Genomic DNA, 20,595 nt, shown 5'->3' on the forward strand with positions numbered 1-20,595 from the left:
GGCATGCCAGGACGCCTGCAAAGCTTCAAAATCACGCCGTGACCGCCCCGATCCGACGCATTGCCCACCTCGACATGGACGCCTTCTATGCCTCCGTGGAACTGCTGCGCTATCCGCAGCTCAAGGGCATGCCCGTGGTGATCGGCGGTGGCCGCCGCAAGGTCGACGAAGCGATCCGCGATCTGCCCGAAGGCGGCACGCTGGCCGACATTCCGGTCGACGCGTTCCCGCGCCTGAAGGACTACGTGGGCCGTGGCGTGATCACCACCGCCACCTATCCGGCGCGCCAGTTCGGCATCGGGTCCGCCATGGGCTTGATGAAAGCCGCCAAGCTCTGCCCGCAGGCGCTCCTGCTGCCCGTCGACTTCGACCAGTACCGCGCCTTCTCGCGGCGCTTCAAGCAGATCATCCTGGAGATCGCGCCGCTGATGGAAGACCGTGGCGTCGACGAGGTGTACATCGACTTCACCGAGGTGCCTGGCGGACAGCGCGAAGGTGGCCGCGTGCTGGCGCGGCTGATCCAGAAATCGATCCTGCAGGCCACCGGCCTGACCTGCTCGATCGGCGTGGCGCCCAACAAGCTGATCGCCAAGATGGCCAGCGAATTCAACAAGCCCAACGGCATCTCGGTGGTCTACGAGAACGACCTCGAACCGCTGATCTGGCCGTTGCCGGCGCGCAAGGTCAACGGCATCGGGCCGAAGGCCGACGCAAAACTCGAACGCTTCGGCATGCGCACGGTCGGCGACATCGCAGCCAAGGACCGCCAATGGCTGATCTCGAATTTCGGCAAGGCCACCGGCGCCTGGATGCACGAGGTGTCGTGGGGCCGCGACGACCGGCCGGTGGTGACCGAAAGCGAACCCGTATCGATGAGCCGCGAAACCACCTTCGAGCGCGACCTGCACGCCGTGCGCGACCGTGCCGAACTGGGCGCGATCTTCACGCACCTGTGCGAGAAAGTGGCCGAAGACCTCCAGCGCAAGGGTTACGTGGGCAAGACCATCGGCATCAAGCTGCGCTACGACGACTTCAAGATCGCCACGCGCGACCAGACCATCGACCGCTTCGTGGACGACAGCGCCAGCATCCGCCGCGTGGCGGGTCTGTGCCTCAAGCGCGTGCCGCTCGAACGGCCACTGCGATTGATCGGCGTGCGCGTGGGCGCATTGGCCAGGGCCAACGAAATACCGGCCGGCGCGCAGGACGGGCCGCTCGTCCCGCCCACCGGGCGCGCGGCTGCGCGCACGGACTCGACGGCCTCGCTCTTCTGATGACACGCGCGCTGCGACGCTCGGCGCAGTGCATCGGTCTGGCGTTGCTGGCGCTGGCCATCGCCGCCATGCTCTACGTCGGCACGGCCGGCGCGCTGATGTTCTGGCCGACCGGTTCGCAGGCGCCACAGCTTGCCGGCGCGCCGGGCGAGGCGGCCATCGAGTCTTTCGTGCTGAGCAACGGCGTCCACACCGACTACGTCTTTCCGATCCGTTCGCGGGCGATCGACTGGACCCGCGTTTTCGCGCCGACCGACGCGCCCGCCGTACCGCCGGACGCGGAGTTCATCGCCGTCGGCTGGGGCGATCGCGAGTTCTACCTTCACACACCGACCTGGGCGGACCTGACGGTCGCTCGCGCGTTGGGCGCACTGTCTGGCCGCAACCGTGCGGTGCTGCACGTCACCTGGTTGCGCCGTGCGCAGCTGGGTCGAGGCGCGTATGCGCTGCCGCTCTCGGGCTGGCAGTACGAACGGCTGATCGCGCACGTCCACGCGGCGCTGCCGGACGGCAAGGCTGTTCAGATCGCAGGCACGCACTACGGCCGCGAAGATGCGTTCTACGAAGCGCTCGGCAGCTACAGCGCCTTCGAGACCTGCAACACCTGGACCGGTCGCGGCCTGCAGCAGGCGGGCGTCGCGATGGGCCTGTGGACGCCGTTCGACCTGAACGTCATCCACCACCTGGCGCCGGCGCGATTCTGATTCGCGGCGACCGGCATCGCCAACGAAGGTGCGGTGCCCTGCTCGCCGCGCTTGCGGCGTCCTACAGGCCATGGCCACGGCGAGCGCGAAGTTCGACATCACCCATCGACTCTGGAACTTCCGCGATGCCCGCTTCCATCCCACTGCGTCCCCAGCCTCTGGCCAACGGCCTCGTGTACGTGAACCCCGAGATGCCTGGCCTGCGCCGCTTCCGGCACGGTGACGCCTTTCGCTACAAGGACGCGAAGGGCGTGTGGTTGAAGGACGCGGAAGAGATCGCCCGCATTCGCCATCTGGCCATTCCGCCCGCCTACACCGAGGTCTGGATCTGCCCGCTGCCCAACGGCCACCTTCAGGCGACCGGTCTCGATGCGCGCGGCCGCAAGCAGTACCGCTATCACGCGGATTGGCGCGTGCTGAAGGACGCCACCAAGTTCGAGCGGCTGGAAGCCTTCGGGCTGGCGCTGCCGCGCATACGCGCCCGCATCGCGCGCGACCTGGAGGCGACACCGCATGCGCCCCTGGCCCGCGCTCGCGTCCTCGCGGCGCTCGTGCGGCTGCTGGACACCACCTTCCTGCGCATCGGCAACGAGGAATACGCGAGCAGCAATGGCTCCTACGGGCTCACCACGCTGCGGCAGAAGCATGCGGACGTGCGCGGGAATTCGCTGCGCCTGCACTTCCGCGGCAAGAGCGGCGTGATGCACGAGGCCGCGATCGACGATCCGCGGGTGGCGCAGATCGTCCGGCGCTGCCAGCAGCTGCCGGGCCAGGACCTGTTCCGCTACCAGGACGACGACGGCACACCGCATGGGCTGTCGTCCACCGACGTGAACGACTACCTGCGCGAGGCGGCCGGCGACAACTTCACGGCCAAGGACTTCCGGACCTGGCACGGCACGGTGCAGGCGCTGGAACTGACCCGACTGGCCTGCGATCGCGATGCGACGGCGCCGAGCACCGTGCGCTACAGCGCGAAGGAAATCCTGGCGGCGGTCGCCAAGCAACTCGGCAATACGCCGGCCGTGTGCAAGAAGGCCTATGTGCATCCGGCCGTGCTGTCGCTCGGCGGCGCGCTCGCCAGCGACGCCGACGCCATGCGCGACATCTGGAAGCGGATCGCCGGCCGGGCGCGACCGGCAAGGCGGCTGTACGCGGCAGAAGCCCGGCTGCTCGCCTTTCTGCACGAACACCGGCGCAGCACGAAGCGGCTTGCTGCAAGGGAAGGTGCCAGCGCGAAGAAACCGGCGCCCAACGGCCGGCGCGCCGGCACTCAGGCGGCGGCGAGGTCGAATCGAACGCTGTCGCGATCGGCGCTCAACGCATAGCCGAGATCGTCCGCCAGCGACTGCAGCGCGACGGTGTCGATGGCAAGCTTGCGTGGCGCCCGATGCGCGGCCATGGCATCGGCCTCGTCGGTCGCTCCCGCCGCGGCGCTCAGCTGGAGGCCACGGCTGCCGTCCGGCGCGATGCGAATGACCGCGACGTCCGGCACGCTGTCCTGCAGGAAACCCATGGCGCCGAGCAGCAGGTAGCGCAATGCCGCGCCGGAGGGCCAGCGAACATCGCCGTCGTTGCCGTCCTCGGCCAGCAGCGCCTCGTCGACCTCCAGACGGATGTTCTGCAAGTCGAAGGCGGTTCGCATCAGCGACGTGCATTGCCGCACGAGAGCGGCTCGGCTGATGCCTTCGTCGCCGGTGGCGAGCTCCCAGTCGCGCAGCGAACGCACGGCGACGACGAGCTCGGCGATCTGGCTGTCGATCAATGTCACGCGCTCCTGGCAGGCGTCGACGTCGATCGTCGGCGCCGCCACCTGGCGCTTGAGCATCAGCAGGCCCATGCGCATCACCGACACCGGGGCCGACATGTCATGGCGCAAGGCAGGCAGCGCACGGGTCAGCAACTCGTGGCGCACACCGGCAGCGATCCAGCTGCGGGCTCCGGGAGAAGACTTCATCAGTGCGAGGACTTCACGGGTGCGTCCGCCAGGATGCGGTCGAGCGCGTCGAAGTCGATCGGCTTCTGCAGATGATGGTCGAACAGGCCGGGTTCACCGCCCGCCGCATCGTTCGCCGAGAAGCCGGTGACCGCCACCAGCAACGGTGGTTTGGGCAAGGCGCGCAGGCGGCGCGCAACTTCGGTCCCCGGCATGTCGGGCAGGGTCAGGTCGAGCAGTGCGACGTCGAACGACTCTTCAGCCGCCGCATCGAGTGCCTGCTTCGCCGAGTAGGTGCAACGCGCCGTATGGTCCTGCAGGGAAAGCAGTTCCAGCAGCAGGTCTGCAGCCGCCTCGTTGTCATCGACGATCAGCACGTTCACAAATTGATTCCCGGCAAAGCCTTCAGTATCGGTCCGCCGGGGTATGCCGGGGTGTAGGAGCAAGCCTACTGTCGTGCCGTGCGGGCGTTCGACGGCAGCGCGCGCGGCGAACTGGTGCGAAACGGATTGATGTCCAGGCCGCCGCGGCGCGTGTAGCGCGCATACACCGACAGCTTGTTCGGCCGGCACTGCCGCCAGATGTCCCAGAACATGCGCTCCGCGCAGGGCTCGTGGAATTCGTTGTGATTGCGGAAGCTGACGATGTAGGCCAGCAGGCCGGCCTGGTCGATCGGCGGGCCGCTGTAGCTGATCTGGACGCTGCCCCAGTCGGGCTGGCCGGTGACCAGGCAGTTGCTCTTGAGCAGCCGGCTGGTGAGCGTCTCCGTGACGGGCGGCTGCAATGCATCGCTCAGCAGCAATTCGGGCGCCGGCTGGTAATGGGTGCATTCGATGTCGAGCCGATCGAGGTCGAGCCCGTCCAGTTCGTGCACCGGTTCGCGCTCGAACAGTTCCGGCGAGACCAGCTTCACACCGACGCCACCGCTGCGCCCGCTGCCACGCCAGGCGGCTTCACCGAGGTCGGCGCGCAGGCGTTCGCGCACCGCGTCCGCATCCGCGAAAACGGTGCTGTTGAAGCTGTTGAGGTAGAGCTTGAAGGACTTGCTCTCGATGATGTTGGGCGTCTCGCAGGGCACGGTGAAGTGCGCGATGGCAACCTGCGGCTTGCCGCGCGGGTTGAGCCAGCTCAATTCGAACGCGGTCCAGAGGTCGGCGCCGAAGAAGGGCAAGGCATCGGGCGCGATGCCCATGGCTTCGCGCTGCGTGGCACGGGCGATCGGAAACAGCAGCGAAGCGTCGTAGCGGTCGACATAGGCCGAGGCCCGGCCGAGTTGAGACTGTGCGGGAGTGTTGTCGAGGGACATGGATATTCGTTGGCTGAATCAGGCGGCGGCAGCGGGCGCGGTGGGTGCCGCGCTCGGCTCGCCGCTCTTCAGGAAAGGGATCAAGTGCGGCAGCAACAGATCGACCACCTGCGGCGGCAGGTCGTGGCCCATGCCGGGAATGGCCACGAAACGGGCGCCGGCAATGCGCCGGGCCGTGTCTTCCCCGCAGGCGATCGGCACCAGCGGATCGGCATCGCCGTGCAGCACCAGCGTCGGGCAGCCGATGCGCGACAACGCCGTTTCGCGACCGACATCGGCACCGACCGCCGCCATCTGCCGCATCAGGCCCTTGGGCCGATAGGCACGGCGCATCGCCTGGCGCAGCCGATCGGCAATCGCCACATCGTCCTGCCGGTACGCCGGGCCGGCAATCAGCCGGATCAGGCCGACGCTGTGCGCGATCAGCGCTTCCTCGTCGCGGCCAGAAGGGCGGCGCATCAGCAGGCCCAGCACGTCCGCGCGCGGCCCGGGCAGGCCGCGCGCGCCGCTGGAACTCATGATGCTCACCAGGCGCGTCACGCGCCCGGGCGCCGTGGCCGCCATGCGCTGCGCGATCATGCCGCCCATCGATGCGCCGACCACGTACGCGTGGCCAATGCCCAGCGCGTCCAGCACGCCGAGTGCGTCGTTCGCCATGTCCTGCACGCTGTAGGCCGATTGCACCTTGAGTCCAAGCCGATAGCGCAGGCTCTGCCACAGCACGTTCGTGTTGCCGGCCTGGTCGAAGCCCTGGCTGAGGCCGGCATCGCGGTTGTCGTGGCGCACGACCCGGAAGCCGGCATCGACCAGCGCCTGCACCAACGCATCGGGCCAGGCGATCAGCTGCATGCCCAGGCCCATGACGAGCATGACCACGGGCCTGCCCTCACCGCCCGTGTCCTCGACTTCGATCTCGATGCCGTTGGCCTGAACCTTCATTGAAACTCCCTTTCGCGCAACCATTTGGTCGCAACCCATTTCTCGCCGGCCAGGACCGGCGCACCGCCATGCAACGTGCGGGTGTCCGGATGGGGCCGCTCGTAGCTGAAGAACACGCCCGTGCCACGTTTCGGCGCCACTTCGAGGCCGACGTCCGGAAAGGTCGTTGCGCCGCCCTGTTCGGGCTCCTGCAGGTACATCACAAGCGTCGCAACGCGCTGACCGCCGCGCCGCAGGATGGTCGGCGTGCCGGGCTCGCCGGGATCGAAATAGTCGTAGTGCGGCCGGTACTGCGCACCGGGCGCATAGCGCAACACCTGGAGACCCTCGCCGAACTCGAGCGGCCAGCGCAGCAGTGCAGCGATGCGCTGCTCGACGCGCGTGACGACCTCGTTCTCTCCGCGCTCGAAGAACATGCCGTCGCTGGTGCGATCGACATTGAGTGCCTCGCCGCCGGTCTTGGTCTCGACCGTGAGCGATCGCGCGAGACGCCGCCTCGCCGCAGCGATCAACGCCTCGCATTCATCGTCGGACACGAGGTCGCCGAACACCATGACCCGCGGATGCGCCATGGTCTGGAGCACCGACACCTTCCGGTCGCCCGCATCGACGTACAGCGGCGAGGCGGAGAGATCGGGCCCCGGCATCGAACGCGGTGCCGCCGGCGCGGGGGCCTCGGCCACCTCCGCCTGCGACTCGATCGTGGAAAGTGCCGCAGCCGCCACGTCGGCATGCCAGCCGGCCGCCTGCATCGAGGCCAGGAGCGCCGCCACCGAATGGCCGGCGGCCAACTGATCGATCATCCAGGCGCGCAGTTCGGGCGTGACGGACTGGCTCACGACATCAGGCCTTTCTGCGGAACACGAGCCGCTCGGGGGTCGACACCTCGGCCGCGAAGGCGTAGCCCTCGAGGTCGAACTTCTCCAGCGCCTTGGGCGTGGCGGACTTGTGGAGCACGGCCCAGCGCGCCATCAGGCCGCGGGCGCGCTTGGCGAAAAAGCTGACGATCTTGTACTTGCCGCCCTTCCACTCCTCGAACACGCACTCGACGACGCGGGCCTTGAGCACCTTCAGGTCGACCGAACGGAAGTATTCCTGCGACGCCAGGTTGATCACGACCGGCGTGCGGTCGGCAGCCAGGCGCTCGTTCAGATGCACGGCGATGCGATCGCCCCAGAAGGCGTACAGGTCCTTGCCGCGCGGATTCGCGAGTTGCGTTCCCATCTCCAGACGGTAGGGCTGCAACCGGTCCAGCGGACGCAGCACGCCGTAGAGGCCGCTCAGGATGCAGACGTGGTCTTGCGCCCAGGCCATCTGCGCAGCGCCGAGGCTGCGCGCGTCCAGGCCGCCGTACACGTCGCCGTTGAAGGCCAGCGCCGCCTGCCGCGCATTCTTCGCCGTGCCCTTCGGCGCCCAGGCCGCATAGCGCGCGACGTTGAGAGCGGACAGCTTGTCCGACAGGCTCATGAGTTCGGCGATCTGCTGCGGCGACTTCTCGCGCAGAAGGCCGATCAGTTCGGCGGCCGGGCCTTTCGGGCCCTCGAACACGGGTTGGGTGGCGGGGACGTCGTCGGCAACAGGCGTGTCGTAGTCCAGAGATTTGGCGGGCGAAAGCAGGAAGAGCATGGATGGAATTATGGGCATGGCGAGAGACGCCCTCCCCGATGGACGAACCGTGCCCCGGTAAAATCGGGGCTTACCCATCCTGCCAGCGACGGCGCCATGCGTGCCGTTCGATATCTGCCATCCCATGAGCGAACCCATCAGCCAACCCGGCCTCGAAAGCCTGTCCAAATCCTTCGAACCCGCCGCCATCGAGGCGCACTGGGGCCCCGAGTGGGAACGCCGGGGCTACGCGAAAGCGGGCTTCCGCGGCACGCAGGCACCGAAAGACGGCGCGGACTCGTTCGCCATCCAGCTGCCGCCGCCGAACGTGACGGGCACCCTGCACATGGGCCATGCGTTCAACCAGACGATCATGGACAGCCTGACGCGCTACCACCGCATGAAGGGCGACAACACGCTGTGGGTGCCGGGCACCGACCACGCGGGCATCGCCACGCAGATCGTGGTGGAGCGCCAGTTGCAGGAACAGAAGATCAGCCGGCACGACATGGGCCCGACGCCCGCCGAGGCGCGCAAGAACTTCGTCGCCCGCGTGTGGGAATGGAAGGAGAAGAGCGGCAACACCATCACCGGCCAGATGCGCCGCATGGGCGACACGGTCGACTGGAGCCGCGAGTACTTCACGATGGACGAAGACCTCTCGGCCGTCGTCACCGACACCTTCGTGAAGCTCTACGACGAAGGCCTGATCTACCGCGGCAAGCGCCTGGGCAACTGGGACCCGGTGCTGAAGACCTCGGTGAGCGACCTCGAGGTCGAGAGCGAGGAAGAAGACGGTTCGCTCTGGCACATCGCCTATCCGCTGGAAGACGGCAGCGGCACGCTCACCGTGGCGACCACGCGGCCCGAGACGATGCTCGGCGACACCGCCGTGATGGTCCACCCCGAGGACGAGCGCTACAAGCACCTGATCGGCCAGCGCGTGAAGCTGCCGCTGGTCGGCAAGCTGATCCCGATCATTGCGGACGACTACGTCGACAAGGCCTTCGGCACCGGCGTCGTGAAGGTCACGCCGGCCCACGACTACAACGACTACGCGGTCGGCCAGCGCCACAAGCTCGAGATGATCGGCGTGCTCACGCTCGACGCGACCATCAACGACAACGCGCCCGAGAAATACCGCGGCCTGGACCGCTTCGTCGCCCGCAAGGCGATCGTGGCCGACCTGGAAGCGCTCGGCCTGCTGGTCGAGGTCAAGAAGCACAAGCTCATGGTGCCGCGCTGCGCACGCTCCGGCGCCATCGTCGAGCCGATGCTGACCGACCAGTGGTACGTCGCCATGACGCGCCCCGGCGCCGACGGCCAGTCGATCGCGCAGAAGGCGATCGACGTGGTGAAGTCGGGCGAAGTGCGCTTCGTGCCGGAGAACTGGGTCAACACCTACAACCACTGGATGGAGAACATCCAGGACTGGACCATTTCGCGCCAGCTCTGGTGGGGGCACCAGATCCCGGCGTGGTACGACGAAGACGGCACGGTCTACGTCGCGCACGACGAAGCCGAGGCGCGGGCCAAGGCACCCGGCAAGACGCTGAAGCGCGACGAGGACGTGCTCGACACCTGGTACTCGTCGGCACTCGTCCCCTTCTCGTCGCTCGGCTGGCCCGAGCAGACCGATGAGCTGGCGCGGTACCTGCCTTCGTCCGTGCTGGTCACCGGCTACGACATCATCTTCTTCTGGGTGGCCCGGATGATCATGATGACCAAGCACTTCACCGGCAAGGTGCCGTTCAGGGACGTCTACATCCACGGCCTGGTGCGCGACGCACAGGGCAAGAAGATGAGCAAGTCCGAAGGCAACGTGCTCGACCCGGTCGATCTGATCGACGGTATCGCGCTGCCGGAACTGCTCGACAAGCGCACGCAGGGCCTGCGCAAGCCCGAGACCGCGCCGCAGGTGCGCAAGAACACGCAGAGGGAATTCCCGGAAGGCATTCCGGCCTTCGGTGCCGACGCGCTGCGCTTCACCTTCGCGTCGCTGGCTTCGCTCGGCCGCAGCATCAACTTCGACAGCAAGCGCTGCGAGGGCTACCGCAATTTCTGCAACAAGCTCTGGAACGCCACCCGCTTCGTGCTGATGAACTGCGAGGGCCAGGACTGCGGCCTGCGGGAGCACACCAAGGAAGAGTGCGCGGTCGGAGGCCCGGCACATGGCTACCTGAGCTTCAGCCGCGCCGACTACTGGATCGTCTCGCAGTTGCAGCGCGTCGAAGCCGAAGTGGCCAAGGGCTTCGAGGAATACCGCCTCGACAACGTCGCCAACGCCATCTACCAGTTCGCCTGGGACGAGTTCTGCGACTGGTACCTGGAGATCGCCAAGGTGCAGTTGCAGACCGGCGAAGCACCACAACAGCGCGCGACGCGCCGCACGCTGATCCGCACGCTCGAAACCCTGCTGCGCCTGGCGCATCCGGTGATTCCGTTCATTACCGAGGCCCTCTGGCAGAAGGTCGCGCCCGTGGCCGGTCGTGCGGCCGATTCGATCATGGTCGCCGCGTACCCGCAGAGCCAGCCGGAGAAGATCGATCCGGCCGCCGAAGCCCACGTCGCGCGTCTCAAGGCGCTGGTCGATGCCTGCCGCACGCTGCGCGGCGAGATGAACGTATCGCCTGCCACACGCATGCCGCTGTATGCGGTGGCCGACAACGCGGCTGACAGTGCGTTCCTGCGTGATGCCGCACCGGTTCTGCAGTCGCTCGCCAAGCTGAAGGAAGTGAAGGTGTTCGATGACGAAGCAAGCTGGTCGGCCGCCGCCGAGGCCGCGCCGGTCGCAGTGGTCGGCGCGGTGCGCTTCTGCCTGTACATGGAGATCGACAAGGCAGCTGAAAAAGCGCGCATCGGCAAGGAAATCGCACGCATCGAAGGCGAAATCGCCAAGGTGAACGGCAAACTCGGGAATGAAGCCTTTGTAGCCAAAGCGCCCGCCGCAGTCATCGCCCAGGAACGACAACGGCTGGAGGACTTCAGCGCCACGATCTCACGACTACAGGCACAGCTTTTGCGTCTGGCATGAATAGACTTCCAAACGTCTCAAAGTGCAATTAGTATCTCTGCGACGCTCACTTTTTTATACAAATGTCCAATTCGACGACGCGTATTCGCAAGGCCGTTTTTCCTGTTGCGGGCTTCGGCACCCGCTTTCTGCCGGCAACCAAGGCGCAGCCCAAGGAAATGCTGCCGGTCGTCGACAAGCCGCTGATTCAATACGCGGTCGAAGAAGCCTATGCCGCCGGCATCCGCGACATGATCTTCGTGACGGGCCGCAACAAGCGCGCCATCGAGGACCACTACGACACCGCCTATGAGCTGGAAAGCCAGCTCGAAGCAGCCGGCAAGACCGCGCTGCTCGAGATCACGCGCGCCGTGATGCCTTCGGACATGACCGTCTCCTATGTGCGCCAGCCGCGCATGCTGGGTCTGGGTCATGCCGTGCTGTGTGCCGAGCATCTGGTCGGCAACGAGCCTTTCGCGGTTCTGCTGGCAGACGACCTGATGGTCGGCCCGAAGGGCGGCCAGCCGGTGCTCGCACAGATGACGGAAGCGTTCAGCCAACTCGGCCGCTCGCTGCTGGCCGTGCAGGAAGTGCCGCTGGACCAGGTCAAGCGCTACGGCATCGTGGCCGGCGACCAGATCGAGGAAGGCCTGGTCAAGGTCAACCGCATGGTCGAGAAGCCGTCGCCCGAATCGGCACCGTCGCGCCTGGGCGTTGCCGGCCGTTACGTCCTGACGCCGGGCGTGTTCGCCGAGATTCGCAACCAGCCCAAGGGCGCTGGCGGCGAGATCCAGCTGACCGACGGCATCGCCGCGCTGATGAAGAAGGAAGCCGTCTACGCTTACGCCTACAAGGGCGTGCGCTACGACTGCGGCAGCAAGGAAGGCTTCCTGCAGGCCAGCGTCGAGCTCGCACTCGAACACCCGGAAGTCGGCGGCCAGTTCCGCGAATACCTCAAGAGCCTGGCGCTCTGATGGCGCTTTCCACGGCTGCCCGGCGCGCTCAGCGCCGGCGCAGCACGTGGATGAAATCGCTCCCGACGGTCTGCTGCTCGACCAGCGCGTTGCCGGTCTGGCGAGCGAAGGCCTGAAAGTCCCGCACCGAACCGGCATCGGTCGAGACCACCCGAAGCAACTCACCGCTCTGCATCTCGTTGAGCGATTTCTTGGCCTTGAGAATCGGCAGCGGGCAATTCAGCCCGCGTGTGTCGAGTTCCTTGTGGATCTCCATGTCGTGCACCGACCTCAGGCGTCGGCCGGCGGGTCGGCCCGGCGCGGCCATTCGGTGAACTGCGGCTCATAGCCGCGCGTGCGCAGCCAATCGGCCAGCGCGTAGCCGGTGCCCGCTGGCCAGCACTTCACGTCGCCCAGGTCGTAGAGCTTGTAGTCGACCAGTTCCGGCGACAGCCGGACCTCGCCGTCCGCCACCGCGTGATAGGCAATGATCACCTGGTTCATGCGCTTGAACTCGTAGACACCGACCAGCTTGAGCGCGCTGACGTCGAGGTTGGTTTCTTCCTTGACCTCGCGCGTGATGCCTTCTTCCGGCGTCTCGCCCGCTTCCATGAAGCCGGTGATCAGCGCATAGGCCTTGTGTGCCCAGGCGGCGTTGCGGGCCAGCAGTACCTGCCCGCGGTATTCGACGATCGCGGCCAGCACCGGCGTGGGATTGTTCCAGTGGGTCCAGCCGCAGGCCGGGCAGCGCAGCCGTGTGGTCGGGCCGCTGTCTTCCATCAGCTCGATGTCGGTCAGCGCGGTGGCACAGGCGGGGCAATAGGTGGGGACGAACATGGTGGAGGCCTCAGGCAGGAAAGACGCCGGTCGACAGGTAACGATCGCCGCGATCGCAAACGACGAAGACGATGGTTGCGTTCTCGACCTTCTTGGCGACTTCGAGCGCCACCCAGAGCGCGCCGGCAGCCGAGATGCCACCGAAGATGCCCTCCTCGCGCGCCAGCCGGCGGCACATCTCTTCGGCGTTGTCCTGGCTCACGTTGATCACCTGGTCGACGCGGCTCGGGTCGTAGATCTTCGGCAGGTATTCCTGCGGCCACTTGCGGATGCCGGGTATGCGCGAACCGTCATCCGGTTGCGCACCGATGATCTGCACGCCGGGGTTCTTTTCCTTCAGGAAGCGCGACACGCCCGTGATCGTTCCGGTGGTGCCCATGGCACTCACGAAATGCGTCACGCGCCCCTGCGTGGCGTCCCATATTTCGGGGCCCGTGGTTTCGTAGTGGATGCGCGGGTTGTCGGGGTTCGCGAACTGATCGAGCACCCGGCCCTTGCCCTGCGCCACCATCTGGTCGGCCAGGTCGCGCGCGTATTCCATGCCACCGCTCTTGGGCGTGAGCAGCAGTTCCGCGCCGAATGCCTTCATGGTCTGCGCACGCTCGACGGACAGGTCCTCCGGCATGATCAGAACCATGCGGTAGCCCTTGATCGCCGCAGCCATCGCGAGTGCGATGCCGGTGTTGCCGGAAGTGGCCTCGATCAGCGTGTCGCCGGGCTTGATCTCGCCGCGTTCCTCGGCACGTTTGATCATCGATAACGCCGGCCGATCCTTCACCGAGCCGGCGGGGTTGTTGCCCTCGAGCTTGCCGAGGATCACGTTGCCGCGCCGTGTGTTGTCGGCTGCGTCGATGCGCTGGAGCGCGACCAGCGGCGTCTTGCCGATGGCGTCTTCGATGGTGGGATAGGTCATGTTTCTCTCGTGTCGCGCTGCTTGCGGCAGCCTGGAACACCCGCCGACGATATTTTTGGCTTGCGAATCTGCGGGAGCATGCCGCGCACTGTGCCATAATTTTGGGCTGCACTCTCCCGCGCCCGGGTGGTGAAATTGGTAGACGCAGGGGACTCAAAATCCCCCGCCGCAAGGCGTGCCGGTTCGATTCCGGCCCCGGGCACCACGGTTTGACGCACTTCGCCATGATAGTGCGCGCTCACGTGAAGGAAGTTGTTCCGCATTCGTTCCGCGAGGCGTTCCGCATTCCCCCCGTCGCAGTGGCAAGGGTGTACAGAAGTCAAGGAACTTGCATCTCCGTAGTTACTCTGAAGATGTATGTGCAGAAGTGGGTGTTGATGGTTGCTTGTTAACGACTGTTGTTAATGACAGCGTTGTCAAGTTATCCACAGGACCCTAAAATAGCAGTTGTAACAAAAAAAGGTCTGCTAGTAGGCAGGAACGAAGTGGATCAAGAAGAAGAACAACAAACGACGCTGAACCCTGAGGCACAGGAGCGCTGGGCGGAGATTGCACCCTCGGTTGAAGTTCTGTGGGGCGAGATCCTTCAGACTGCGGACAAGGTGCTGCAGGCTCATATGAAGTTCGGATTCGAGCATTTCACTCACAAGATCAGTCCGTCTATCGAGGACATACTGCTGAGCTTGAAGGTAGTCGAATCAGTCTTAACTACATTGGATACTGCTGGTGCACTGCAAGTGTTCGAGGAACGTTTGGTGATGAACGCGAAACAGCAGATTTGGTTGGTGCAGTGTGTTGCGAGTGCCTTGAAGAACGGCGACAAGGACGATTACAACGCTGCCATCCTGAAGATGGAAAAACAGGCAAGGTTTTAACTAAGAGGTGAACATGAACGATCTTATGAAGTTCGATCTGTACGCGATGTCCAACCCAAAGACCGATCGCGACTTTACGGCGCTGATTCGAGAGGCGATCGAAGAGACGCGCTCGATCAACGAAAAGCTGGATGCCATGCTGGCATCTGCACCTCTGGTGAAAGAGCACGCCTGAGCATCAACACGTTTTCGTCAAAAGGCCCGCTTCGGCGGGCTTTTTTGCGCCTGTCGGTCGACGGAGAGGTTTAGCTTACCCTTAGCCTCCTGCCTCGGTCTGTGCATGACACACTCCCCCGCGCGGGGCCGTTCAGGCCGCGGAGGATTCTGATGTTCATCGAAATTGTCGGCACGCAGGTGCGAGTCCTCCCATCGATCCACGTCTTCCCAAAGGGGGCCGTGAAAGGTTGGGAGCCCGCAGTTCGTGCGCAGGTCGACTGGGCCGAGCAAATCGCGGTGGAAATGCACTCATCGCGCGCCGGCATCACATTTGCCCTTCCATCCAGACACCGCTCATCGTCGCTCCCTCTTGCAACGCTTTCGAAGCTCGGGCCCATTTGGCCGGCGAACTCCGGACGTCTGGAGGATGCGTCATTGCCACGGATCATGTTCACGATTGGGATGCTGGGGATCAGCACGGTCCCTGGCGTAGAGAGTTGCATCGAAGAGTGGACAGCCGAGCGCGGGCCTCTGCTCGAGCTCGAAACGCCTGAGATCTTCATGAGAGGGTTCGAGGAGCTCGACTCGAAGGTGTACGAGCGTGAGATCAGTAAGCGCCTTGGAACGACGCCGCAGTCCAAGCGCCTGCTCGAAAAGATGGTGCGTGCATGGGTGAACGGCGATCTGGACCAGATGGCCAAATTGCTACGAGAGAATGTTTCCCCAGAGATTCTGCAGGCCTTGCTTTCTCATCGAAACAAAGCATGGGCTCCCGTCGTTGCGAAGCTTGCGCGCGGCGGCAAGAGGACGCTGATCGTCTGCGGCATGGGCCACTTATGCGGCGCGGGCAACCTTCTCGAAATTCTGTCTCGCGACTACGACATGGAGTTCACGCAGTCGAACTGACATACCGCTATGCCTTTGATGCCCCCGCCTGCTCAGCGATTTTCCGTACCGCGTCCCCTGCACGCTTTGACCCCGCGGACGAGCCCAGCCAGTAGTTGCACACCTGGCCGAATGCGATCGACAGCGCCCCGAGCATGACGTTCAGCAGCTGGAAGGCGTTCGGCGGCAGGTCGGCTGGTGCCCCCCAGGCAATGCCAGGCTCGGCCGCAGCCAGCGGATGGCCTGTTCGTCTCACAGCCCCCGGAGCCACGCAGCGCCGAACAGCACGCTGACGGCGAAGATGCCCCACTGCTCGGCCTTCCAGCTGGCCCAGAACCGACATCGAAGCTAGAAAGTCAGGGCTTATGGCGGCTGTTTTGCTTCAGGCCATCGACTGGCTTTTCTAGCTTGGCGCCTGGGGAGGCTGTTAAGGCCCGGAGCGCATCACGAAGCATAGCCCCCTCACGGGCCTGCTGCTCGATCATCGTCCGCTGAGCGGCAAGCTGTTCGCGCAATGCGTCTTCAACCCGCTTCTGTTGGCCCGCGTTGCCGCCGTCGATTGCATACGCGACCCAGACCTGCCACACGGTAGCTAGCGCTGTGACAATGACCGATACGTAAACGGCCCGCCGAGTCCATCGTAGGCCCTGAGCGGCCTGCTCAAACGCGGTCTTGCCGGCGTCCTGATCCGCAGCGAACTTCGCGGTCCAAGCTGGGAGAATTTCGGACACCACCGTCTGATTTAGACCCGCAACAACTTGAACAAGCGCATCGATTTTTTCGCTTGATTGCTTCGAATACTCCGCACTAGCAAGCGTAGCCCTACCAAGCTTGGATTCTTCGGGCCGAGGAATGTGGATCCTTGGCACCTCATTAATCTGTGGCATAGCCAATCTCATCGGATCAGCCTGCAGGACACTCTTCAAGGCAGTAATACCTGAATCTTTAGACGCCCATTTTTGAGTCTCTGCGACGCTGCGGCCCAGAACGCCAAGTTTGCTCAGATCGGCCATCTGCTTTTGCAACTTACCGAGCACAGTTTGGTCGAGAAATTGATACTTCGACTTAATTGACGCATGGAGATCGGCGTTCATCTTTGCGACGCCTGCTCGATCCGAATCAAGCCCTATTTTTGCAGCACTACCAAGCTCAACTAAGCCGGCGCCTGCAGGGAGCCCTTTCCAATTGTTCCGGTCTGCAATTGCCGGTGCCAGCACACCAAAATCCTCGCCAGTCAGCGCGATGAGATCCTCTTCTGCCAGGAAAGACTTGTCACGCTTGTCCTCAGCGCGACTGCAAAGCAGACGTACTAGCGTCTTGCCCAATGCCTGCTGGTCCACCTCTAGGGCTTCGAGGTCCGACACATTCACATGCCTGACGAACAGCATGCCGATGCTTGTCTCGACAGCCTTCTTATCCGGCAAGAGATGGGCCAAACTGCGTTTCTTGATTTCAGGCGAAGGTCCGTTGGCGTCACTCATTCCTGATTCTGCCATCGTCGATCTATACAGAATTTTCTATTGCTCCTCTCACCCTTTTAGGTGATTGCGCATCCGCCGAAGCCATCTCTATCCTGCACGTCAACTACAAGGACATGCATGGCCGCAATCGGTGATACGTTCAAACCAGGCGATACGGTTCCGCATTCAGGGATTTACAAGGTGATCCATGACAACGTTCACACCGCCGACCACGAGGTCACCTGCGTATATGGAAAGAAATTTCCACCCTGTAGCCATTGCGGAGCTCATCCGCGATTCGTGCTGCTGCGGGCAGCTCACCACGTCGAGACGAGTCCCCATCTGAAGTAACGCCTCTCAGATCGCGAAATTTTGACGTTTTTTAGCAAGGATGCTGATGGGCAGACAGCGTCGTGCGGCAGCTCAAACACGGGTCCCTCCCAAGGCTTTGACTAAACGTGGGCACTGCGCACGCGCGTTGTTTTCCCAGCGCCAAGTTTTGAAATTTGGTTAACACATGACCGTTTGCTCACTCACTGATTACGCGAAGCGCCATGGTGTTTCCAAGCCAGCAGTGACGAAATGGAAAACGCGCGGCTGGATCGTTTTCATTGGAGAGGACGTCGATGTCGAGGCATCGGATTCGATGCTGGAGCGGTATCGCAAGCAGCCTCCGAACACCGAGAAAAAGGCTGTTAACCAAACTGTTAATCAACCGCTGGTTAACACGGCGGTTAACGAATTTGGTTAACTGCCATGGAGCCGCTACCGCTTCCGAAATTCGCCACTCGGCCGGCCCAGCGTCGTCAGCTGCTTCTGCACGAAGACCGCCAGCACCTCATGCACACGGGCGCTCTCCTGGATGCCAAGGTCCTTCGCAATGGAGGCTCCAAACCGCTCAGGCCAGGCCAACCACTCATCCCGCTGGGCGTCGAACTCACTGAACAGCACCTCGCGAGCGACGGAGGCCTCGATCACCTTTTCGGCCTCCTGCCGGTAGTGCAGCTCCTTCAGGCGGCCGGCGAAGTCCTCCTTGTGCAGCACCGCCCGCTGTAGTGCACTCCCCGCAGGGTTCGCAGTTGAGCCGTGCGCCCCCTGGCCGGCAGGTGGGGACATTTGGGTGGGGACATCAGTGCGGACATTCGAAATGTCCCCACCCATGTCCGCACTGATGTCCGCAGTGTCCGCACGATGTTGCGCCGGCGCTTCATGGCTGTCGACGCGCAGCCGGCGCCAACCCGTCCCAACCTGTGCCGGATTGGCCAGCGACAATTATCTTGAGCGCTCGACGACAACTATCGTGAGCGGTTGACGCACGCAGTCCGGGGTGCGTTTGCGGTCGGGTTCTACAGTGGATTGCCTCTTCAGGAGGCAGCCACAGTGCCCGGCAATCGCATATCGGATCTTCAAGTGACCAAGTACAAGCAATTGCGCGGCAAGCACACCCAGGAGGTTGCAGCAGCCAAGACCGGCATCAGCGTGGCCAGCGCGCGGAGGATCGAATCCGCGGTGCTGTTGCCATCCCAGAGGCCACCGCGCAGTTGGCGCACACGTGCTGACCCGCTGCAGGATGTATGGCAGTCGGAGGTGGTGCCGATGCTCGAGTCGGCACCTGGCCTGATGGCCGTCACGGTGCTGGAGGAATTGCAGCTTCGTTACCCGCAGCGCTTCGATGGTGCGGTGCTGCGCACGCTGCAGCGACGGGTGCGCCAATGGCGTGCCGAACACGGTGGAGATCGTGAGATCTTCTTCGCCCAAGTACACCCGCCAGGCCGACTTGGCCTGTCAGACTTCACGGTATGCGATAGCCTGGGCGTCACCATTGCCGGAGTTGTCTTGCCGCATCGGCTGTACCAGTTCGCCTTCGCCCACAGTGGCTGGCGCCACGCCCGCATCGTGCTCGGCGGCGAGAGCTTCCAGGCGCTGTCCAGCGGTCTGCAGGAGGCGTTGTGGATGGCTGGCGGCGGACCTGAAGAGCATCGCACCGACAGCTTGTCGGCGGCCTTCAACAATCTGGCCGAGCAGCAGGAACTCACGGCTCGCTACCGCGAGCTGTGCGAGCACTATGGGCTGCGCGGAAGCCGCAACAACCCCGGCGAGAGCCATGAGAACGGCGCCATCGAATCGCGTCAGGGCAGCCTGAAGGTCGCGCTCGAGCAGGCCTTGCTTCTGCGTGGCACGAGGGAGTTCGCTGACATGGAGGCGTACGGTCAGTTCGTCGCCGAGACGGTGCGCAGGTTGAACGCACGCTGTGCACGAGCTTGGGAAGTCGAGCGCGCGAGCCTACGACCGTTGCCGGTGCGACGCACCGTCGACTTCGAGGAGGTCGACGCACGCGTCAGCAAGTACGGGGTCTTCACCGCCAAGGGCGTGACCTACAGCGCCCCGTCACGCCTAATCGGCCACCGACTGAAGGTTCGGCTGCACAGCGCACACATCGAAGCGTGGCTGGGCGGCGTGAAGGTGTTCGAGTGCGAGCGACTTCGCGGCAGCGTCCAGGACCGGCATCCCAAGCGGATCGACTGGCGACACATGATGCCCTCGCTTCGACGCAAGCCGGGCGCCTTCGCACGGTGGGTGATGCGAGACGCCATGTTCCCACGCAGCGAATATGCCCAGGCCTGGCAACGCATCAGCCAACGGTTGAGCGAGCGCGAAGCCTGCCGGTTGATGGTGAACCTGCTGGATCTGGCCGACCGGGCCAACGTCGTGGTCGAGCTCGCCCGCGTGCTCGCGGCATTGGTCGAGCGCGATGAACTGCCCGACATCGACGTATTGCGGGCACAGTTCGCGCCGCGCCCAACGTTGATGCCGGTGGTCGAGGTGATGCTGCCGCCAGCAGCGGTGTATGACGAACTGCTGGAAGCCGCATGAATACGACGGCCACCACGCGCACCGCGGCCGATGCCGCGCGGCTGCCTCTGATGCTGGGGGAGTTGAGGCTTCCCACGATGAAACGGCTGTGGGCCGATCTGGCCGAGCAGTCCAACCGTGAAGGGTGGACGGCCGAGCGCTTCCTCGGCACCCTGCTCGAGCAGGAGGTGAACGAGCGCGAGACGCGCCGGCTTGCACGAGCCCGGGTCGACAGCCATCTGCCGCCAGACAAGAGCCTGGCGAGCTTCGACTTCGACGCCGTCGCGACGATCTCCAAGGCGCACATCACCGCGTTGGCCGAGGCCGACGGGTGGATCGCACAGGGGCACAACCTGCTCGCCTTCGGGCCGCCAGGCGTAGGCAAGACGCACCTGATTGCCGGCATCGGCCACGCGCTGATCGATCAAGGCTACAAGGTGCTCTTCGTGCGCACGAGCGAGCTCGTGCAGCGGCTGCAAGCTGCGCGCCGCGATCTGCGTCTACCGGCCGAGTTGGCCAAGCTCGACCGCTTCGACCTGCTCGTGTTGGACGACCTCAGCTATGCCAGGAAAGACCAGGCCGAGACCTCGGTGTTGTTCGAGCTGATTGCCGAGCGCTACGAGCGCAAGAGCATCGCCATCACGGCCAACGCACCGTTCTCGGCGTGGGACGAGGTGTTCCCGGACAAGGCCATGACGGTGGCGGCCGTGGATCGGCTGGTGCACCATTCGACGATCCTGGAGATGAACGTGGACAGCTACCGCCGCCGCGCTGCGTTGCCGGCCCGCCGCCACCGCAGCGCAACGACAACTACTCAATGACCACACTCGACCGCACCGATCAAGATAGTTGACGCTGACCGCTCAGAATAGTTGACGCCGGGCAG

The 20,595-nt window shown here is 64.4% G+C and carries 22 protein-coding genes and 1 tRNA gene; 12 read left to right on the forward strand and 11 right to left on the reverse strand.

The window, feature by feature from the left end; translation table 11 throughout:
* The first annotated feature begins 74 nt into the window (after positions 1 to 74).
* The 3 genes from dinB (at position 75) to AC07PZ_RS11195 (ending at position 3,306) form a co-directional block, all read left to right on the forward strand.
* Positions 75 to 1,274, forward strand: coding sequence for a DNA polymerase IV (dinB, locus tag AC07PZ_RS11185; RefSeq protein WP_495295175.1), 1,200 nt, complete (start codon positions 75 to 77; stop codon positions 1,272 to 1,274).
* The gene (locus tag AC07PZ_RS11190) at positions 1,274 to 1,978 is read left to right on the forward strand and encodes a TIGR02117 family protein (protein ID WP_495295121.1); all 705 of its coding nucleotides are present in this window, start codon (positions 1,274 to 1,276) and stop codon (positions 1,976 to 1,978) included. The genes dinB and AC07PZ_RS11190 overlap by 1 nt, the downstream gene beginning before the upstream one ends.
* 125 nt (positions 1,979 to 2,103) lie before the next feature.
* Positions 2,104 to 3,306: a DNA topoisomerase IB gene (locus tag AC07PZ_RS11195; RefSeq protein WP_495295122.1), complete on the forward strand. Its 1,203-nt coding sequence runs from the start codon at positions 2,104 to 2,106 to the stop codon at positions 3,304 to 3,306.
* Here AC07PZ_RS11195 and AC07PZ_RS11200 read toward each other — a convergent pair.
* The 6 genes from AC07PZ_RS11200 to yaaA all read right to left on the reverse strand — a co-directional run bounded on the left by AC07PZ_RS11200 (position 3,252) and on the right by yaaA (position 7,785).
* Positions 3,252 to 3,935, reverse strand: coding sequence for a hypothetical protein (locus AC07PZ_RS11200; RefSeq protein WP_495295123.1), 684 nt, complete (start codon positions 3,933 to 3,935; stop codon positions 3,252 to 3,254). The two genes, AC07PZ_RS11195 and AC07PZ_RS11200, sit on opposite strands and share 55 nt — an antisense overlap.
* Positions 3,935 to 4,291 (reverse strand): response regulator, encoded by a 357-nt coding sequence (locus AC07PZ_RS11205; RefSeq protein ID WP_495295124.1) that lies wholly within the window; start codon positions 4,289 to 4,291, stop codon positions 3,935 to 3,937. The genes AC07PZ_RS11200 and AC07PZ_RS11205 overlap by 1 nt, the downstream gene beginning before the upstream one ends.
* A 71-nt stretch (positions 4,292 to 4,362) precedes the next feature.
* On the reverse strand, positions 4,363 to 5,220 hold the full coding sequence (gene queF, locus AC07PZ_RS11210; RefSeq protein ID WP_495295125.1) for an NADPH-dependent 7-cyano-7-deazaguanine reductase QueF: 858 nt from the start codon (positions 5,218 to 5,220) through the stop codon (positions 4,363 to 4,365).
* 18 nt (positions 5,221 to 5,238) lie between these two features.
* The gene (locus AC07PZ_RS11215) at positions 5,239 to 6,159 is read right to left on the reverse strand and encodes an alpha/beta fold hydrolase (protein WP_495295126.1); all 921 of its coding nucleotides are present in this window, start codon (positions 6,157 to 6,159) and stop codon (positions 5,239 to 5,241) included.
* Positions 6,156 to 6,998, reverse strand: a complete 843-nt coding sequence (locus tag AC07PZ_RS11220) for a 2OG-Fe(II) oxygenase (RefSeq protein ID WP_495295127.1) — start codon at positions 6,996 to 6,998, stop codon at positions 6,156 to 6,158. The genes AC07PZ_RS11215 and AC07PZ_RS11220 overlap by 4 nt, the downstream gene beginning before the upstream one ends.
* Positions 6,999 to 7,002: 4 nt before the next feature.
* Positions 7,003 to 7,785 (reverse strand): peroxide stress protein YaaA, encoded by a 783-nt coding sequence (gene yaaA, locus AC07PZ_RS11225; RefSeq protein ID WP_495295128.1) that lies wholly within the window; start codon positions 7,783 to 7,785, stop codon positions 7,003 to 7,005.
* Positions 7,786 to 7,909: 124 nt separating this feature from the next.
* On the opposite strand from yaaA, the gene AC07PZ_RS11230 reads away from it, so the two are divergent.
* The gene (locus AC07PZ_RS11230) at positions 7,910 to 10,798 is read left to right on the forward strand and encodes a valine--tRNA ligase (RefSeq protein ID WP_495295129.1); all 2,889 of its coding nucleotides are present in this window, start codon (positions 7,910 to 7,912) and stop codon (positions 10,796 to 10,798) included.
* A 62-nt stretch (positions 10,799 to 10,860) separates the two neighbouring features.
* Positions 10,861 to 11,751: a UTP--glucose-1-phosphate uridylyltransferase GalU gene (gene galU, locus AC07PZ_RS11235; RefSeq protein WP_495295130.1), complete on the forward strand. Its 891-nt coding sequence runs from the start codon at positions 10,861 to 10,863 to the stop codon at positions 11,749 to 11,751.
* Between the two features lie 28 nt (positions 11,752 to 11,779).
* On the opposite strand, the gene AC07PZ_RS11240 is transcribed toward galU, so the two are convergent.
* Genes AC07PZ_RS11240 through cysM form a run of 3 tightly spaced genes read right to left on the reverse strand, consistent with a single transcriptional unit; the run spans position 11,780 to position 13,480 of the window.
* Entirely contained in the window at positions 11,780 to 12,007 is a 228-nt protein-coding gene (locus AC07PZ_RS11240) for a sulfurtransferase TusA family protein (RefSeq protein ID WP_495295131.1), read from the reverse strand.
* Positions 12,008 to 12,021: 14 nt separating this feature from the next.
* Entirely contained in the window at positions 12,022 to 12,567 is a 546-nt protein-coding gene (locus AC07PZ_RS11245) for an NUDIX domain-containing protein (protein ID WP_495295132.1), read from the reverse strand.
* 10 nt (positions 12,568 to 12,577) lie between these two features.
* Positions 12,578 to 13,480, reverse strand: coding sequence for a cysteine synthase CysM (gene cysM / locus AC07PZ_RS11250; protein ID WP_495295133.1), 903 nt, complete (start codon positions 13,478 to 13,480; stop codon positions 12,578 to 12,580).
* A gap of 120 nt (positions 13,481 to 13,600) precedes the next feature.
* Between cysM and AC07PZ_RS11255 the strand changes: the two genes are divergently transcribed.
* The 4 genes from AC07PZ_RS11255 (at position 13,601) to AC07PZ_RS11270 (ending at position 15,417) form a co-directional block, all read left to right on the forward strand.
* Positions 13,601 to 13,685: transfer RNA gene (locus AC07PZ_RS11255), tRNA-Leu, on the forward strand.
* Between the two features lie 280 nt (positions 13,686 to 13,965).
* Positions 13,966 to 14,355 (forward strand): hypothetical protein, encoded by a 390-nt coding sequence (locus tag AC07PZ_RS11260; RefSeq protein WP_495295134.1) that lies wholly within the window; start codon positions 13,966 to 13,968, stop codon positions 14,353 to 14,355.
* A 13-nt stretch (positions 14,356 to 14,368) separates the two neighbouring features.
* The gene (locus AC07PZ_RS11265) at positions 14,369 to 14,530 is read left to right on the forward strand and encodes a hypothetical protein (protein ID WP_495295135.1); all 162 of its coding nucleotides are present in this window, start codon (positions 14,369 to 14,371) and stop codon (positions 14,528 to 14,530) included.
* A gap of 152 nt (positions 14,531 to 14,682) precedes the next feature.
* On the forward strand, positions 14,683 to 15,417 hold the full coding sequence (locus tag AC07PZ_RS11270; RefSeq protein ID WP_495295136.1) for a TraB/GumN family protein: 735 nt from the start codon (positions 14,683 to 14,685) through the stop codon (positions 15,415 to 15,417).
* 335 nt (positions 15,418 to 15,752) lie between these two features.
* Here AC07PZ_RS11270 and AC07PZ_RS11275 read toward each other — a convergent pair whose 3' ends face one another.
* Complete coding sequence (locus AC07PZ_RS11275) at positions 15,753 to 16,877, reverse strand: hypothetical protein (protein WP_495295137.1); 1,125 nt, start codon at positions 16,875 to 16,877, stop codon at positions 15,753 to 15,755.
* A 496-nt stretch (positions 16,878 to 17,373) separates the two neighbouring features.
* On the opposite strand from AC07PZ_RS11275, the gene AC07PZ_RS11280 reads away from it, so the two are divergent.
* Entirely contained in the window at positions 17,374 to 17,607 is a 234-nt protein-coding gene (locus tag AC07PZ_RS11280) for a hypothetical protein (protein WP_495295138.1), read from the forward strand.
* 14 nt (positions 17,608 to 17,621) lie between these two features.
* Here the strand turns inward: AC07PZ_RS11280 and AC07PZ_RS11285 are convergent, their stop codons facing one another.
* Positions 17,622 to 18,128 carry a hypothetical protein gene (locus AC07PZ_RS11285; RefSeq protein ID WP_495295139.1) on the reverse strand — a complete coding sequence of 169 codons (507 nt, stop codon included), beginning with the start codon at positions 18,126 to 18,128 and terminating at the stop codon, positions 17,622 to 17,624.
* Between the two features lie 108 nt (positions 18,129 to 18,236).
* On the opposite strand from AC07PZ_RS11285, the gene istA reads away from it, so the two are divergent.
* Together istA and istB are read left to right on the forward strand one after the other, a co-directional pair.
* Positions 18,237 to 19,730, forward strand: a complete 1,494-nt coding sequence (istA, locus tag AC07PZ_RS11290) for an IS21 family transposase (protein ID WP_495295140.1) — start codon at positions 18,237 to 18,239, stop codon at positions 19,728 to 19,730.
* Complete coding sequence (gene istB, locus AC07PZ_RS11295) at positions 19,727 to 20,530, forward strand: IS21-like element helper ATPase IstB (RefSeq protein ID WP_495295141.1); 804 nt, start codon at positions 19,727 to 19,729, stop codon at positions 20,528 to 20,530. The genes istA and istB overlap by 4 nt, the downstream gene beginning before the upstream one ends.
* The last annotated feature ends 65 nt before the right edge of the window (positions 20,531 to 20,595 follow it).

Source organism: Variovorax sp. GW821-FHT10B04 (assembly GCF_059415645.1).